At 61.7% G+C, this 16983-nt stretch carries 16 protein-coding genes; 5 read left to right on the forward strand and 11 right to left on the reverse strand.

Annotated features, from left to right (window positions below; all coding sequences use genetic code 11):
- Position 1: 1 nt before the first annotated feature.
- Positions 2-1735 (reverse strand): fumarate reductase/succinate dehydrogenase flavoprotein subunit, encoded by a 1734-nt coding sequence (locus tag E1748_RS05500; protein WP_133647245.1) that lies wholly within the window; start codon positions 1733-1735, stop codon positions 2-4.
- Entirely contained in the window at positions 1735-2508 is a 774-nt protein-coding gene (locus E1748_RS05505) for a GntR family transcriptional regulator (protein WP_240766335.1), read from the reverse strand. The genes E1748_RS05500 and E1748_RS05505 overlap by 1 nt, the downstream gene beginning before the upstream one ends.
- Before the next feature lie 195 nt (positions 2509-2703).
- Here E1748_RS05505 and E1748_RS05510 point away from each other — a divergent pair, with 195 nt between their 5' ends.
- The 3 genes from E1748_RS05510 (at position 2704) to E1748_RS05520 (ending at position 4934) form a co-directional block, all read left to right on the forward strand.
- Positions 2704-3306, forward strand: coding sequence for a GNAT family N-acetyltransferase (locus tag E1748_RS05510; RefSeq protein ID WP_133646120.1), 603 nt, complete (start codon positions 2704-2706; stop codon positions 3304-3306).
- Complete coding sequence (locus tag E1748_RS05515) at positions 3303-4040, forward strand: transporter substrate-binding domain-containing protein (RefSeq protein ID WP_133646121.1); 738 nt, start codon at positions 3303-3305, stop codon at positions 4038-4040. Before E1748_RS05510 ends, E1748_RS05515 begins: the two co-directional genes overlap by 4 nt.
- A 174-nt stretch (positions 4041-4214) precedes the next feature.
- Complete coding sequence (locus E1748_RS05520) at positions 4215-4934, forward strand: ABC transporter substrate-binding protein (RefSeq protein ID WP_240766503.1); 720 nt, start codon at positions 4215-4217, stop codon at positions 4932-4934.
- Positions 4935-4952: 18 nt separating this feature from the next.
- On the opposite strand, the gene E1748_RS05525 is transcribed toward E1748_RS05520, so the two are convergent.
- The 3 genes from E1748_RS05525 to pdxR all read right to left on the reverse strand — a co-directional run bounded on the left by E1748_RS05525 (position 4953) and on the right by pdxR (position 7308).
- Positions 4953-5273, reverse strand: coding sequence for a DMT family transporter (locus E1748_RS05525; protein WP_133646122.1), 321 nt, complete (start codon positions 5271-5273; stop codon positions 4953-4955).
- Between the two features lie 68 nt (positions 5274-5341).
- Positions 5342-5785 (reverse strand): carboxymuconolactone decarboxylase family protein, encoded by a 444-nt coding sequence (locus E1748_RS05530; RefSeq protein WP_133646123.1) that lies wholly within the window; start codon positions 5783-5785, stop codon positions 5342-5344.
- Positions 5786-5886: 101 nt separating this feature from the next.
- Complete coding sequence (gene pdxR, locus E1748_RS05535) at positions 5887-7308, reverse strand: MocR-like pyridoxine biosynthesis transcription factor PdxR (RefSeq protein ID WP_133646124.1); 1422 nt, start codon at positions 7306-7308, stop codon at positions 5887-5889.
- A 192-nt stretch (positions 7309-7500) separates the two neighbouring features.
- On the opposite strand from pdxR, the gene E1748_RS05540 reads away from it, so the two are divergent.
- Positions 7501-8136, forward strand: coding sequence for an FMN-dependent NADH-azoreductase (locus E1748_RS05540; RefSeq protein ID WP_133646125.1), 636 nt, complete (start codon positions 7501-7503; stop codon positions 8134-8136).
- Between the two features lie 21 nt (positions 8137-8157).
- Complete coding sequence (locus tag E1748_RS05545) at positions 8158-8739, forward strand: LOG family protein (RefSeq protein ID WP_133646126.1); 582 nt, start codon at positions 8158-8160, stop codon at positions 8737-8739.
- A gap of 152 nt (positions 8740-8891) precedes the next feature.
- Here E1748_RS05545 and E1748_RS05550 read toward each other — a convergent pair whose 3' ends face one another.
- The 6 genes from E1748_RS05550 to E1748_RS05575 all read right to left on the reverse strand — a co-directional run bounded on the left by E1748_RS05550 (position 8892) and on the right by E1748_RS05575 (position 16844).
- Positions 8892-10085, reverse strand: a complete 1194-nt coding sequence (locus E1748_RS05550; RefSeq protein ID WP_133647247.1) for a porin — start codon at positions 10083-10085, stop codon at positions 8892-8894.
- Positions 10086-10514: 429 nt separating this feature from the next.
- Positions 10515-11588: a substrate-binding domain-containing protein gene (locus E1748_RS05555; RefSeq protein WP_133646127.1), complete on the reverse strand. Its 1074-nt coding sequence runs from the start codon at positions 11586-11588 to the stop codon at positions 10515-10517.
- Between the two features lie 41 nt (positions 11589-11629).
- Positions 11630-13027 (reverse strand): LLM class flavin-dependent oxidoreductase, encoded by a 1398-nt coding sequence (locus E1748_RS05560; protein ID WP_133646128.1) that lies wholly within the window; start codon positions 13025-13027, stop codon positions 11630-11632.
- 31 nt (positions 13028-13058) lie between these two features.
- Entirely contained in the window at positions 13059-14279 is a 1221-nt protein-coding gene (locus E1748_RS05565; RefSeq protein ID WP_133646129.1) for an SfnB family sulfur acquisition oxidoreductase, read from the reverse strand.
- Between the two features lie 4 nt (positions 14280-14283).
- The gene (locus E1748_RS05570; RefSeq protein WP_133646130.1) at positions 14284-15501 is read right to left on the reverse strand and encodes an SfnB family sulfur acquisition oxidoreductase; all 1218 of its coding nucleotides are present in this window, start codon (positions 15499-15501) and stop codon (positions 14284-14286) included.
- 251 nt (positions 15502-15752) lie between these two features.
- On the reverse strand, positions 15753-16844 hold the full coding sequence (locus E1748_RS05575; RefSeq protein ID WP_133646131.1) for a porin: 1092 nt from the start codon (positions 16842-16844) through the stop codon (positions 15753-15755).
- Positions 16845-16983 lie beyond the last annotated feature (139 nt).

Genomic DNA, 16983 nt, shown 5'->3' on the forward strand with positions numbered 1-16983 from the left:
ATTACGCGTCGGCCAGCGCCGGCTCGCCGATGCGCAGCTTGTTGTACGCGTCGCTATCGTGTGCATCGAGCGGCACGACGTATGGTTCGACCGCGCGCTTCGCGCTCGTCATCCGGCCCGATGCATCCTTCGACAGATGCGTATGGCAGAACCAGTTCGCGTCGTCGCGCTGCGGATAATCGACGCGATGGTGGTAAAGCCCCCACCGACTCTCCGTGCGAAACAGCGATGCATGTGCAGCCATTTCCGCGCAATCGCGGATCGCGCGCACTTCGGCTGCACGCATCAGTTCGTGCGGGTTGTCGGCCTTGATCGCATCGATGTCCTCCGCGATTGCCGCGAAACGCTGCAGGCCGATCTCCATCTTGCGCGTGACCTTCGGCGGTTGCAGGTAGTCGTTCACCATCCGGCGCAGCTTGTATTCGACCTGCGCGGGCGCCAGACCCGTCTCGCGTTCGAGCGGTGCGTAGATGCGTGTGCGTTCGGCGGCAATCTGCGCATCGTCGAGCGGCGCATGTTCGCGGCCCGCGACGTAACGTGCCGCGTTCGTGCCCGCGAACCAGCCATACGTGAACGCACCGAGCATGTAGTTGTGCGGCACCGCGGCCATATCGCCGGCCGAGTAGAGGCCGGGCACCGTCGTCTCGGCGCGCTCGTTCACGTACACGCCCGATGCACTGTGTCCGCTGCAGAAACCGATTTCCGAAATGTGCATCTCGACCATCTGCTGCCGATAGTCGGTGCCGCGTCCTGCGTGGAAGCGTCCGCGACTCGGTCGTTCGTTGGTGTGCAGAATCTGTTCGATGGTCTGGATGGTTTCTTCGGCGAGGTGATCGAGCTTCAGGAACACAGGACCGTTGCCGCTCTCCAGTTCCTGATAGAACTCCCACATCATCTGCCCGCTCCAGTAGTCGCATTCGATAAAGCGCTCGCCCTTACCGTTCGCGGTAAACCCACCGAGCGGCCCCGTCACGTACGCGCAGGCGGGACCGTTGTAGTCCTTGATCAGCGGGTTGATCTGGAAGCACTCCAGATTCGCGAGCGCGGCACCCGCGTGATAGGCCATTGCGTAGCCGTCGCCTGCGTTGGTCGGGTTTTCGTACGTGCCCATCAGATAGCCCGATGCCGGCAGACCCAGCCGACCGGCCGCGCCGCAGCACAGGATCACCGCTTTCGCGCGAATCACGTGAAACTCCGCAGTACGGCAGTCGAAACCCAGCACGCCGCACGCGTGCCCGTTTGCGTCCAGCAGCACCCGCGTCACGACGATTCGATTGGTGATCGCGATACGTGCACGCTTAAGCTGCCGGTACAACACCTTCTTGATGTCGTGCCCCTCCGGCATCGGCAGCACGTACGAGCCCATGTGATGCACTTTCTTCACCGCGTAATCGCCGGTGCCGTCCTTTTCGAACTTCACGCCCCAGCGGTCGAGTTCTTCGATCGTCGCGAAGCTGTGCCGCGCATACGCATAGACGGCGGATTGATCGACGATGCCGTCGTTCGCGATCGTGATTTCTTTCGTGTATTGCTCGGGCGTCGCGTGGCCTGGAATGATCGCGTTATTGAGACCGTCCATCCCCATCGAGATCGCGCCGCTGCGCTTGACGTGCGCCTTCTCCAGCAATAGCACTTTTAGCGTTGGGTCCGCCTCTTTCGCCTTCACGGCCGCCATCGGTCCCGCCGTGCCGCCGCCCACCACCACGACGTCGTATTCGCTCACCTGCGTGTTCATCATGCTGCCCTCGTGTTCCGATCCGCTTTCTGACGGTCGACGCGCAAGCGGTACTGGAATGCGTCGCCGCGAAAATACAGGTACTCGTAATCGACCGGCGTACCGTCGGCCGTATGCGTAAGCCGTTCGATGCGCAGCACCGGACCGCCCTCGTCGAGATGCAGCGCGTCGGCGAGTTCGTCGTCGGCGAGCACTGCATCGATCGATACGTCCGCGTGGCCGAGTGCCAGCCCGCAGTCGTTCTCGAGAATCAGGAAGATGTCGCGCGTGACGAGGTCTGCGTTCGCGAGACGCTTGCCGAGCGCTTCGGGCACCCACGTAACTTCGAGCGACACCGGCTCGCGATTGAGCAACCGCACGCGATGAATCTCCGCGACGCGCGCTCCTTCGGGCAACGCAAGTCGTTCTGCGATGTGAGGGTCAGCCTGCACGAAACGCAGCGTGCGTAGCTGGTTGACGATCTCATGGCCCATCGACGACATCGCCTCCGCAAAACCCTGCAGCGCAGTGACGTTCTGAAATGCCTTCGGCTTCGACACGAACGTGCCCTTGCCGTGCACGCGGAACAGCAGCCCTTCCTTCTCCAGATCGCCGAGCGCCTGGCGCACGGTGATGCGGCTCACGCCGAAGCTCGCGCACAGTCCGCTTTCGGATGGCATGCGGGCGTGAGGCGCGTAGGTGCCGTCGAGAATGTGCGCGCGCAGAGCAGCCTTGATCTGCTCGTAGAGCGGCTGCGGCGACAGGGGGATCAGGTTTCCGGTAGGGTTCGGCACAGTGCGCATGACTTGTTATGACAAGATGGTGCCCAGTGTAGGGAGCGGCAGCAGCGGAGCCAACGAAGTTTTGCTGCTATGGAATTCTGTCGGGCGGATATGGGATCGAATGAGCGCGGATGCCACCGCCCCTATGGCATGATGTTGTCGATATTCGCAACATCACGGACCGACCGTACCCGCACCCGGCAAACGATGAGCAACGCCCTCCTGGAATCCACCCAACCTGTCCTGACCGGTCAGCGCGTCGAACTCCACCCGCTGGAGCAGAAACACGCATCCGGCCTTGTCGATGCAGCCGCCGACGGCGAACTATGGAACCTGACGGTAACGGTCGTGCCCGGTTCCGACACCATCGATGCGTACATCGCGACCGCACTCGAAGGACAACGCGCCGGCACGGTGATGCCCTTCGCAATTGTCGATCGCGATAGCGGACGGATCGTCGGCAGCACGCGGTTCTGGAAAATCGATCGCAAGAACCGCAAGCTGGAAATCGGTCATACGTGGCTGAGCGCATCGGTGCAACGCTCCAGCGTCAATACCGAATGCAAGTACCTGTTGCTCAGTTACGCGTTTGAGACAATGGAATGCGTGCGCGTGCAGTTCACGACCGACGAACTCAACGAGAAATCGCGTGCGGCGATTCTGCGCATCGGAGCAAAGCAGGAAGGCATCGTGCGACACGAACGCATCATGCCGGACGGGCGCAAGCGCAATTCGGTGCGCTTCAGCATCATCGATTCGGAATGGGCCGACGTGAAGGCGTTGCTATCGGCGAGGCTCGCAGCGTCATGACCCATAGCGACCGGCGCGACACGGTCACGCTCGCGTACATCGACGAACCACCGTTCGGCTGGACGCAAGCGGATGGCATAGCGACGGGCGCCGACGTCGAACTCGCGGACACGATACTGCGCGCGATCGGCGTCGAGACAATCGTCCATCACGCGACGACGTTCGCCGAACTGCTGCCCGGTGTGGAGAACGAACGATGGGACATCAACGTCCCGCTGTTCGTCACCGCCGAGCGTGCGACGCGCGTGAATTTCAGCGTACCCGTATGGGCAATCGGCGATGGGTTTCTGGTGCGCACAGGCAATCCCAAACAGTTGACCGATTACGTTTCGCTGGCGCATCGCGCCGACGCACGGCTTGGCATCATCACCGGGCAGGTGCAGCATCTCGCGGCGACACGCGCCGGCGTATCTGCAGCGCAAATCACACTCTTCGATGAACAGTCCGACGCGATCGATGCACTGCGCAGCGGCGCAATCGATGCGTACGCGAGCACCGCGCTCGGCAATCGCATCGTCGCGGAGCGGGTCGGTACGGACGTCGTGAGCGCGGTCGCACATGAAGCAGGCCATTCGGTACCACGCGGCGCGTTCTCGTTTTCGAAGCGCAATCGCGCGTTGCTTGAAGCGTTCGACCGGCAATTGCGGATCTATCTGGGTTCGGCGGATCATCGCGAGCGGATGGGACGCTATGGATTCACTGCGGCCGAAATCGATCCGGTAGCGTCGCGCTAACGCAATCAACATTCACGCATTCCACGGAGTCAATCGAGCATGACGAAGCTTTCGAAAGTGAAACGCCGTCGCGGCATGTTCAGAACGCTGGCCGCTTCATTGGCAACGGGTGCGGTCTTATCCGTGTCCGTTTCGACATCTGCACTCGCGCAAACGAAGAACGCGGATGCATCGATGGCTGCGGTGTTCGCACCAGGCGGCACGTTGCGCGCATCGATCAATCTCGGCAACCCGGTTCTCGCCAGTCTCGACCCGGCGACGGGCAAACCGGTCGGCGTGTCCGTCGATCTCGCCACCGAATTCGCGAAGCGGCTCGGCGTGCCGCTGCAACTGGTCGCGGTCAAGTCGGCGGGGCTGTCGGTCGAGAACGTGAATCAGGACAAGGCGGACATCGGCTTCTTCGCAATCGATCCGAAACGTGGACAGGAAATCGCGTTCACGCAGCCGTACGTGCTGATCGAAGGCTTCTACCTCGTGCGGAACGCTTCACCGGTCACGACCAACGAACAGGTCGATCAACCTGGCGTGACGGTCGCGGTCGGTGCGGGCAGCGCTTACGATCTGTTTCTGACGCGAGAACTGCATCATGCAACGCTTGTGAGGATTCCGACTTCGCCTGCTGTTGTGCAGGGCTTTCTGGATCAGCACCTCGACGTCGCCGCCGGCGTCAAGCAACAGCTCGAAGAAGATGCCGCTAAAGCCGGTGGATTGCGGATACTGAATCAGCGCTTCATGGTGATCCGTCAGGCGATGGGCGTGCCGAAGGCAAAGGGCGAAGAAGCGGCGGCGTATCTGTCGAAATTCGTCGAGGAGATGAAGACGTCGGGCTTCGTCGCTGCGTCGCTGGAACGGCATGGGATCAAAGGCGCGGAGGTGGCGAGCAGCGGCGACTAATGCATCGGCCTGCGTCGCTCACGATCCCGATACCAGTTTGAGGCCGATCACGCCGGCCAGAATGAGCACGATGCAAAGAATCCGCATCGGCGCAGCGGAATCGCCCAGCATCGCGATGCCGAGAATCGCCGTGCCTGCCGCGCCGATGCCGGTCCAGACTGCGTAGCCCGTCCCCACCGGCAGCGTCCGCAGCGACAGCGAAAGAAGAAAGACACTCGACAAACCCGTGCCGACCGTGAACAGCGCGGGCGTCAATCGCGTGAACCCTTCGGATGATTTCATCGCGAACGCGAATGCGATCTCAAGAATTCCCGCAACGCAAAGTAGTGCCCATGACATCGATGACAGATCCATTCGTTGACTCGCCGGGCACGATGGCCGGCGAGACTGGATTAGAAAAATGCGAATCAGCCTTTCGGGGGCGTGCGGAATGCGATGCCGAAGCGGTTGAACGCATTCATCAAGCCGATCGCGTAAGTCAGGTCGGCGAGTTCCTTTGCGCTGAATTCGACTGCGGCGGCTTCGTAGTCGGCATCCGGAGCGTGCGTGTCAGCGATGCGCGTGACCGCTTCCGCCCATGCCAGCGCAACGCGTTCGCGAACGCTGAATACCTCGCCTGAATCGCGCCACACGGGTAACAACGTGAGCTTTTCCACGGTGACGCCGGACTTGCGCAGATCGCGGGTATGCATGTCGATGCAAAAGGCGCAGCCGTTGATCTGCGACACACGCAGATAGACGAGGTCGATCAGTTCTTTCGGAAGTCCGGATTTTTGCAGCGTGACGTATACGGCGCCAAAGGCCTTATAGCCGTCCGGCGATGCCTTGGTGTAGTCGATGCGGTTGCTCATGACAGTCCCTCTAGATGTGCCTGGTTGAGAGACTCCATCGTGCTGGATCATGGCCTGGTATTGAAGATCCATGATGTGCCTTCGGTACCAGGCCATGATCGCTATGACATCGACTTCAGGATCCGGCGTCCGAGGTTCTCCGCAGCCCGCTGCGAGGCGACGTTCGTAAAGCTGACGAGAACGGCAGAAGGTCCATCGCCGTCCACCGTCCAGTCCGTCAATGCTTCTCCGTACAGGCCCTCTTCCCGCATCCGCGATACGAGTCGACGATCCGACCGGCGTCCCTTGAGGCGCAGGATCACGTGCATTCCGCCTGGCGGTATGTCGATATGCACGTGGTGTCCGAGCACGTTCCCGAGGCCGGCAATCGTCGCTTCGCGCCGCTCCGCGTAGAGTTTGCGCATCCGCTGTATATGCCGCGCGAAATGCCCTTCCGCGATGAACGCGGTAACGATAGCCTGCGTCAGCTCGGGGCTGCCACCGGCGAAAATCTGAACGATCTGCTCGAATCTTTCGACGAGCGCTTCCGGCACCACGACGTAAGCGAGCCGGAGACTCGGTAGCAGCACCTTGCTAAACGTGCCCGCATAGAGCACACGGCCATCGCGATCCAGACTCTTTAGCGCAGGCAGCGGCCGGCTGACATACCGGTACTCGCCGTCGTAGTCGTCCTCGATCACCCATGCCTTGTTGCGCGCGGCCCAGTCCAGCAACGCGTGGCGTCGTGCCAGCGACAGCGACACACACAGCGGACTCTGATGCGCAGGCGTGACCACCGCCGCGCGCGCCGTCGACGCAAGCCTGATGCCTTCCGAAACGATCACTCCGTCGCCATCGACGGACACCGGCACAGCCCCGATGTTCATGTTCGCGAATATCTCCCGCGTCGGCGGATAGCCGGGGTTCTCGACCCAGACCCGATCGCCCGCCTTGAACAACGCATGCGCGATCAACTCGATCGTGTTCCGATACCCCGACGTAATGAATATCTGCGAAGGGACGCAGTTGATTCCTCTCGACACCTGCAGATAGGCCGCGATTTCGGTACGAAGCGCCGGCGAGCCATATACCGGAGGGTGAACCATGTCGGCGGGCTGCATTGCGCGTACGCATCGTGCGCCGAGGCGTGCCCAGATTTTTCGCGGGAACGCGTCCAGTGCAGGCAAACCCATCTGGAACGGCAGAATCGAATCAGGCCGAAAACTCGGCTCGGCAATGTTGTTATTCGGCGCGGGCTTCTCGATTGCAACCGGTGCTCGCGGCTTGAGGCCCGGTGTCACGACGGTTCCGGCCTGGCCGCGTGCCTCGATGTATCCCTCGGCCGTTAGCAGCGAATATGCGGCCTCGACCGTGCCTCTTGCGAGACCCAGTTCGTTCGCCAGCCCACGTGCAGATGGAATACGGTCGCCCGGTTTCAGCACGCCGCCGGCAATGGCGGTGCGCAGCCGGTCGTAGATCTGCCGGTAAAACGGTGCGGCCGCTGCGGGATCCAGTGGCGATGAGAGGGGGCCTGGCTTCGTCATGTATGCGGACTCGTTGAATACCGTATGTCGTCACGAGAGATTATGGATCAGTTTGAATTTCAATCCATGGATCTTATGGCTAGGCCATAGGGTTCGTAGAATGAATCCCTCTCTCGCACTTCAACGCAGTCGTGCTGTATTGCCCGGCGAACTGAAGCAGCGACAACCGCAAACATCCGGAGTCTGGCGACAATGAAAATTCTGCACATCAGCTGCAGCCCTCGCGGGGAAGAGGCCGAAAGCTACAGGCTCTCGCAAAAGATCGTCGCGCTTCTAAAGACAAAGGCGCCAACAGCGACCGTCATCGATCGCGTGCTGGGTGGCGGTGCCCTGTCGCACATCGATGGAAATTACGCGCTCGCGCAGCATTCGGCTACGGCGGACGTGGCACCACAGGGTTCCATCGTGACTTCCGAAGTGCTGATCCAGGAGCTGGAGAATTCGGATGTCGTCGTGATCGGAACACCGATGCACAATCTGAGTGTCCCGTCTGCTCTAAAAGCATGGATCGATCATGTCATTCGGGCACGTCGAACGTTCAACATAACCAGGGATGGAAAAATCGGCACGCTGCGGGATCGCCCCGTGTTCGTCGCGGTGGCGTCGGGCGGGAAATTCTCGGGCGAGCACGCGCGTCAACCCGATTTTCTGACACCGTATCTAAAGCTCATTCTCGGAACGATCGGCCTGCATGATCTCAGGTTCTTTTCGATCGAAGGGACAGGCGCCGGACCTGATGCGATCGCCTCGGCGCATGCGGCAACCGAGAAATCGCTGCAGGTGCACTTCTCCTCGTTCGCGTTGCCGGTCAGCGATCTTTCATCCTGATCTTGAGGAGCACGGTCCGATATGACGATACGTTCAATCAATTCCGTTGCGGTCTTTTGCGGATCGAACCATGGTGCGTCTAACGCGTTTGCCGATGGCGCGCAAACACTCGGGACGACGCTGGCGGAAGCCGGCATTACCGTCGTCTACGGTGGAACGACGAAAGGCTTGATGGGCGTCGTCGCCGACGCTGCCTTAACGGCTGGCGGAGACGTGCATGGCGTGATTACCGAAGGCCTGCATCGGCGCGGACACTCGCATCCGGGTTTGACCAGACACGAAATCGTACCGACGCTACGCCGTCGCAAGGAACGGATGATCGAACTGGCCGACGCGTTCATCGCGCTGCCCGGAGGAATCGGAACGATCGAGGAGCTGATGGAAGTGTGGACGATGAACCAGCTTCTGGAGATCGACAAGCCCGTCGGCCTGTTGAATTCCGCCGGCTTTTTCACGACGTTTCTGCAGTTTATCGACCACATGGTCGACACAAGATTTCTGCCGCCGGCGCATCGACATTCGATATCCGTCGACACGGACACGCATGCAGTGATCGACAAGCTGCGCAGCTATACGCGGGCCGATGTGCCTAAATGGCTATGAGCCATCAGTAAGCCTCCACCAATCACACATCACCACAAAAAGCAGCCTCCCCCACGCGCAAAGCCGTTGCGCAGGGAAGGCCCAATCACCCTTGAACATCATCAAACACGCTCCGGCCACCGCGACCGGAGCGCGCCACTGCTAAAGCCAGATCAGAACTTGTGCGTCATGCCGACGATCGCGGCCAGCTGGTGGTTGTTCGACGAGAACGACGACCCGCTGAAATCGGCGACGGCCTTGTTGCCCGTCGAATCGACACCCGATGCGGTTTCGAAGAAACCGATCGCGTAGAACGACGTGCGCTTCGACAGCGAGTAGATTGCGCCCAGGTTGAACTGGTTGTACTTCGCGCTGCCCGCGTTATCCGCGCCGCCGTTGTGCGTGTAGATGTATGCGCCAGCGACCGTCAGTGCCGGCGTCACCGCGTACTTGACGTTCAGTTCGCCCGAATTGAACGTTGCCGTGCCGCCGTTGTACTTCGTGCCGAAGCTGCCCACCGCGTTCACCGAACCGAGGTTCTGGAACTGCGTGTTCGAGTACAGCAACGCGATCGTTGCCGGTCCGACCACGTACGAACCGCCGGCCGTGATGATCTGCTGCGAACCCGCCGATGCGTAGCCACCGTAAATGCGGCTCGGCATGTTGTTGTTCGCGCCGGTCGCCGACGACGACGGCGACGCCGAGTTGCCCTGGTTGCCGAACGTCGCGTAGTACGGGTTCTTCGTGAACATGTAGCTCGCGCCGAGCTTGATCGGGCCGTTCGCGTACGACACGCCCGTGTCGAGCACTTCGTTCTGCGAGAAGTGACCCGCCTGACCGCCGAGGCTGTACAGCACGCCGACCTGCAGACCGCGGAAGTTCGGGCTCGTGTACTTGATCGCGTTCTGCACGCGGTTCGACGTATCGACGTTATCGACGTCGCCCGCGCGCGTGCCGTAGCCGAGACCCGACGCGGCCCAGTCGGCGCCCGATGCGAACGTGGCCGTCGCGTCGTTGCTGGCCGAGTACTGGCGGCCCAACGTCACCGTGCCCCACGTATCGCTCTTCAGGCCGACGAACGCCTTACGGCCGAACAGCAGGCCGCCCTGGCTCAAACCGCCGGTGCCGAGCGTGTAGCCGTTTTCCAACGTGAAGATGGCCTTCAGACCGCCGCCGAGGTCTTCTGCACCCGTCAGGCCGAAGCGCGACGACGTGGCGCTGGAGAAGCCATACAGCTTGCTGCCCTTGATGTTGTTGTTGAACAGAATACCGCCGTCGGCAATGCCGTACAGCGTCACGCTGCTTTGAGCGTGTGCAACACCTGCAAAGGCGCCCATCACAAGGAGGGCAACCGTGGTCTTTTGCATTTTCATCTGGGTTCTTCTTTCGGTTTTATAGGTGAGGGTCGAGCCTCGTTAATCATGCGAGAAGGCCGAACGGTCCGGGATGGCGAAAGTTATCCGGCCGCCTCCTCGAAGGCGGCGGTCCAGAAAATTACCTGAGAAATATTTCGCATACCAAATCTTTCAGCGCACAGGCCGCCCGTCCACGAACAGAAAAATCGACTTTCATCCCCGAGACGCGAAGCCATCGAAGGCCCGTGAAAGTGCGGCACCTCACACGTTAGGCACCGTCAGTTTCATTCTTGTGAAAACGTATTCATGACGTTTTATGCGCGACGAATCTGTCCGGATGCGTCGGTTTCGGACAACACTATTTTGAAAAGCTGGCGAATTTCGCGGATTTCGGGTGGGCTACCGGGCGTTGGGCTCGGGTGGGCGGCCAGGCCCGACCGTTCAATCGCCGACAGGAATCCACGACGCCTTCGCGGCGTCACTGTCGCGGAACGCCGGAAACTTTGCGCCGAGTTCGGCGACGGTGTGGATGTCGTTTTTCACGAGATCGTCATGCGTGATCAGTGCGGGCTTCACGGCGATCCGGCTACCTGGGTTCTGCCCTGCGACCAGCAGCGCGGCCGCGCGCACCGACACCGCGCCGACCACCGCCGGGTTGGTTGCCGCCGTCGCAACCCACGCACTGTCCGGCGCGCGGATCGCTTCGATATCGGCGGTCGAAATGTCGGCACTGTAGATGCGGATCTTCGACGACAGTTTCGCTTCGTCGGCGGCCAGCTTCGCGCCGCGAGCAAACTCGTCATAAGGCGCGAACACGACGCGAATGTCCGGATGCGCGCGATACGCAGCCGCTGCCTGATTCGCGACCGATTGCGCGATCGGGTTGTCGACGGTGCCCCAGCGCGCCTTTTCCTGCACCTTCGGATGTGCGTCCTTGAAGCTGCGCCACACCGCATCGCGTCGATCGAGCGGCGCGAAGCCGGCCACGTACACGTAGCCCGCCGCGAACGCATCGCCGTTGTCCTTCACTGCTCGATCGAGCAGCAGCGTCGCGAGATCGCGGTCACTCTGCTCGATCTGCGGCACCTTCGGGTTGTTCAGATCGACATCGAACGCGACGACCTTGATGCCCTTGTCCAGCGCCCGCTGCACGACGTCCCTCAGCGACTCAGGCAAGCCGTGATTGACGATGATCGCCGACACGCCGAGGCTGATCGCCTGCTGGATCTGTTCGCGCTGTTCGGCCGCATCCTGACGGCCTTCGTAGATGCGCAGATCGATGCCGAGCGCTTTCGCCTGCTTCTGCGCCCCGGCCTCGTAGGCCTGGAAGAAGTCGCCGGTCGACAGGTAGTTCACCAGCGCGATCTTCACGCCGCCTTTGTCGAAGGGGGCAGGTGCGCCTTTTAGCGATGCCGCGTGGGTGGCCTGGCCGAATGCGGTGAGTGCGAGCGCAGCCAGTATGGCGATGCGTTGCAATGCGCGCACGCGGCGCGCGACACGAACGAGCGGTCTCATCGATGATGGTCCTTTATTGATGGGTTAAAGCGCGAGAAGAACTATTCGTGCACCGTCTGCGCGGTTGCAGCGGTATGCGCCGCGCGATAGCGCGCGCCCGGATGCGGTTCGGCGAGTCGCGCGCCGCCGCCATGCAATTTCTCGCGCAACGTGCCGGGCGCGTAATCGGTCTTGTACACGCCGCGTCGCTGCAACTCCGGCACCACGAGGTCGACGAAATCGCTGAAGGTCTCGTGCGTCAGCGCATACGCAAGGTTGAAACCGTCGACGTCCGTCTCGTCCACCCACGACTGCAATTCGTCCGCGATTTCCTGCGGATCGCCAACCGACAACGGCCCCAACCCGCCAATGCCACCCCACTTCGCGATCTCGCGCACAGTCCATACGCGCGTCGGATCAGCGCTCGACAGCGCCTCGACCGCGGACTGCACTGCATTGCTTTCGATATGCCGCAACGGCTCATCGAGCGCGTACTTCGACAGATCGATGCCGGTCCAGCCGGACATCAGCGCAAGCGCGCCCTCGTCGCTCGCATAGCGGCGATAGTCCGCGTGTTTCGCGTGCGCGTCTGCCGACGTCTTGCCGGTAATCACCGTATGCAGGTTGAAGATCAACACGTCGTGCGGATCACGGCCGAACGACTTCACGCGCGCGCGAATATCGGCGACGAAATTCTTCAGGATCGTGCGCGACGGTGCCGCGATGAAGATGCATTCCGCGTGCTGCGCGGCGAAGTCCTTGCCGCGTTTCGACGCGCCCGCCTGATACAGCACCGGCGTACGCTGCGGCGACGGCTCGCACAGGTGGATGCCCGGCACGTCGAAGTACGTGCCGTGGTGATCGATTGGATGCACCTTCGACGGCTCGGTAAACACGCGACGCTCGACATCGCGCACCACCGCATCGTCTTCCCACGACGACTCCCACAGCTTGTAGCAGACGTCGAGGTATTCGTCGGCAAGCGCATAGCGTTCGTCGTGATTCGCCTGGCTCGGCAAACCGATGTTGCGCGCGGCGCTGTCGAGATACGACGTGACGATGTTCCAGCCCACACGTCCGCCGGTCAGATGATCGAGTGTCGACATGCGACGAGCGAATGGGTACGGATGCTCGTACGACAGCGAGCACGTCACGCCGAAGCCGAGATGCTCGGTCACGTTCGCCATCGCGGAGACGAGCAGGACCGGATCGTTGACGGGCACCTGTGCGGCCTGGCGGATTGCCGCGTCGCCGCTGCCCTGGAACACGTCGTAGATGCCCAGCACGTCCGCGATAAACAGACCATCGAACTTGCCGCGTTCGAGCAGCTTCGCGAGGCTCGTCCAGTAGTCGAGATGTTTGTAGCGCCACGACGTGTCGCGTGGATGCGCCCACAAGCCGGGCGATTGATGGCCCACGCAGTTCATGTCGAACGCGTTGAGGCGGATCTGTCGGGTCATTGTTGAAATCCTGGCCGCGTTTTAGACTGCATCACAACGCACCGTGACGCGGCGGCAGCGTGTCGTTCAGATAGTAGTTGCCGATCGCGATGTACTTCCAGCGCACCGGATCGTGCAGCGTATGCGTGCGCGCGTTACGCCAGTGGCGATCGAGATTGTGTTCGGCGAGCGTCGCCTGCGTGCCCGCGAGTTCGAGCAAACGAGTCGACGCCTGCAATGCTATTTCGGTCGTTGCCGCACGCGCCTGCGCGACCGCGATCGACGCGGCTGCCACCGTCTGCTCGTCGGAATGCGCGGCGGCGGCATCGACGCTGCGGCCCGCGCGCTCGACGAGCGCATCGGCTGCTTGCAGTTGCAGCGCGAGCTTGCCGAACAGTTCGAGTGTCAACGGGTCGTCGCCTGCACGTTCGACACCGCTGTCGATCCACGGCCGCGAGCGCTCGCGCACGAAACTGCGCGCATCCGCGAACGCCGCGCGTGCGATGCCGAGATCGACGGCTGCGTGAATCAGTTGGCCGAGTGGGCCGACCGTCGTCGGACGTGCATCGAACGCCGCGCTATACGGCACCACGGCCGACGCCTCGACGTACACGTTGTCGAGCGTCGTCGTGCCGCTGCCGGTCGTACGCTGACCGAAACCCGACCAGTCGTCGACAACCGATAACCCCGGTGCATCGGCCGGCGTGAATGCGACGTACAGCGTGTCGTCGGCCGCTTTCGCGACCACCGGAATCCATTGCGCGAACAGTGCACCGGTCGAATAGAACTTCGTCCCGTTCAGCCGGAAACCGGAGCCGTCCGGCGTGAGCGTCGTGCGATAGTCACGCACGGTTTTCGTGCCGCGCTCAGACAGCGCGTTGCCAAAGCGGTCGCCGGCTAATGCTCGTTCGAAGTAGAACGCCTGCTGTTCGTGCGTGCCGTTCACGCGCAGCACGTCGAGCATGAAGAAGTGGTTCTGCGGAATCTGCCCCAATGCGGGATCGGCCGCGGAGATGATCGCGGTCACTTCGGCCAACGTCGCGAACGAGACCTGCGCGCCGCCAAATTGGCGCGGCACCGCGATGCCCCACAGCCCGCTCGCGGAATACGCGTCGATTTCGTCGAACGGCAGGCGGCGTTCGCGATCGCGCTGCGACGCACCTTGCGCGAACACGGGTGCGAGCGAGCGCGCAACGTCGAGCGCGTGCTGGTCGTTTTCGATTCGCGCCGCTCGTTGATTCGGATGAGAGACCGGTTGTGGCAATGCGCTCATGACGTCAATTCCACGGATGACGCGCCGGTTTGACGCCGTTCAGATAGTAGTTACCGACGAGGTGATACTTCCAGCGCACCGGATCGTGCAGCGTATGCGTGCGCGCATTGCGCCAGTGACGATCGAGGTTGTGCTCGGCGAGCGTCGCCTGCGTGCCGGCCAGTTCGAACAGTTTCTCGCTGGCTAACAGTGCGATTTCCGTGGTCAGCACTTTCGCTTCGCCAACTGCAACCGATGCGCGCGCGACGTCGTCTTCGCTCGTATCGGACTGCGCGGCAATTTCGTCGAGTACGCGTGCCGCACGTTCGAGCAATGCGTCGGCCGCATGCAACTGGATGTGCAGGTGACCGATCTCACGCACCGTCAGCGGATCGTCGCTTGCACGCTCGACCTTGCTGTCGATCCACGGTCGCGAGCGCGTGCGGACGAACGTCAACGTGTCGTCGATCGCCGCGCGTGCGATGCCCGCATCGATGGCTGCCTGAATGATCTGCGAGATCGGGCCGTTCAGCGTCGGAAAATCCGACACGCGATGCGCGGGGAACACATGCGATGCGGGAATGCGTACGTTGTCCAGCACGACGGTGCCGCTCGCGGTCGTGCGCTGGCCGAAGCCCGACCAGTCGTCGATCACCGACAGGCCCGGCGTGCCCTTCGGAATATAGGCAAGCCAGCCCTTGCGATCGTCGTCGAGTCCAAGCACCGGCACGTAGTGCGCGAATAGTGCACCGGTCGAATAGAACTTGGTGCCGTCCACGACGTATTGATCACCGTCGCGTCGCACGCGCGTCTTCAGATCGAGCACGTGTTTCGTGCCTTTTTCGGAGAAGCCGTTACCGAAGCGCCGGCCGTTCAGAATTTCGCCCAAGAAGAAACGCTTCTGTTCATCGGTGCCGGTCAGCGCGATCACGTCGACGAGACCGTAGTGGTTCTGCGGCAGTTGTCCGAGCGAAGGGTCCGCAGCCGCGATGATCTTGACGACCTCGGTCAGCGTAACGAACGACACACCCGCGCCGCCGTATGCCTTCGGTACTGTGATCGCCCACAGGCCCGACTGCGAAAACCACTCGATTTCCTCATACGGCAAACGGCGTTCGCGATCGCGTACTGCCGCGTCTTTCACGAGTCGCTGCGCGAGCGTGTGTGCTGCTGCGATAGCGCCGGCATCGTCTGCAATGACGTGAGTCGGTTGCGACAAAGCCGCTTCGTCGTGCTCGGCCATGCGAATCTCCGCTGTAGTGACTGTGCGCACAATCTATCAACGGGAATCGCGAGCGCAAACCAAACGTTTCCGCAATGAATATTCCTGGTACGGGGAAGGCGGTGCGCGATGGGTGTCGTTCGATACGACAGGCGAAGCACGCGCACCGAAGCAAAGATTCAGGGAGACGAAAAAAAACCGCACGCGTATATCACGCGTGCGGTTTTTCAGACGCTGCAACAGCAAGCCCCGGCACCTGGCCGGGCACCCGATCAGAAGATGTTGCGCAGACCGATCGCGACGCCGGTCTGGTTGTTGCGGCCCGGGTAGTCGGCGAGATACGCGCCGTTGCCGCGGGTGAAGTCGACCGTGCCATACACTTCGGTGCGCTTCGACAGCGAGTATTCGGCGAGTACCGTCGCCGAATAGTTGACGCCGACGCCGAGCGAGCCGTCGAGCTTCGCGGCGTTACGCGCGTGACCGTAATAGCCGGCCACCGTGATCGCGAGCGGTGCCGCGGCCTGCCACGTCGAGCCGACGTAGAAGTTGTCGTCGATGCGGTTCGGGCTCGCGTTCGCGGGCAGGAGCACCGGCGCACCACTCTGCTGCTCGGCGAAATCGGCAGTGCCGGTGTTGTCCTGCGAATGCAGCCAGCCTGCCATTACCTTCAACGTCGGCGTGAACGTATAGACCGTGCTGACGTTCACGATGTTGAACTTCTTGCCTGCGACGTCGTTCTGCTGGAAGCCCACGTCTGCCGACAGCGGGCCGAACGCGTACGACGCAGTCAGGCCGTACATGCTGTTCTCGCCGGTGCTGCCCGCGACGCCACCGAAGCCGTACATGCCTTCAATGTGCAGGCCACCAAACTGACCGGTGTACTTGACGGAGCTATTGGTGAACAGGAACGGGCCGACCGGGTTGTACGCCCAGCTGTCCTGCCAGAAGTCGGCGACGGTCAGCGGGTCATAGATGTTGCCCATCACATCGAAGAACGGCGTCTGCTGACGACCGAAAGTCAGTGCGCCGTACTTGTCGTTCGACAGTCCGACGTAAGCATTACGCTGGAAAAGCGTGTTGTTGCTGTTGTCGAGCTTGCCGGACCAGAGCTGGAACTGGTTCTCCAACTTGAAGATCACCGACGTTCCGCCGCCGATATCTTCGCTGCCCTTCAAGCCCCAGCGACTCGGCGTCTCGACGCCCGGGCCCATCGCAATCTGGCTGTCGTTCTTCGAATTGGCATTGGTCAGGTAACGGACGCTCGTATCGACGAGACCGTACAACGTCACTGAACTCTGTGCAAAAGCGGATTGGGCGGAGAGGGTAAGCATGGCGACGCCGAGCGCCGCGGTGGTCTTTTTCATTAATGTCCCCATCGTTCTGTTTGAACCATCAGTACGCACAGGCCTGTGCGTCTGCATTGTCGAGAAATTCGATGCGCCGGTTTCCCCAGTTGATCACCGAAGAACCGGCTCACGAAGTGACGCGATGATATTTCCGACA

Source organism: Paraburkholderia flava, from assembly GCF_004359985.1.
GTDB classification, from domain to species: domain Bacteria; phylum Pseudomonadota; class Gammaproteobacteria; order Burkholderiales; family Burkholderiaceae; genus Paraburkholderia; species Paraburkholderia flava.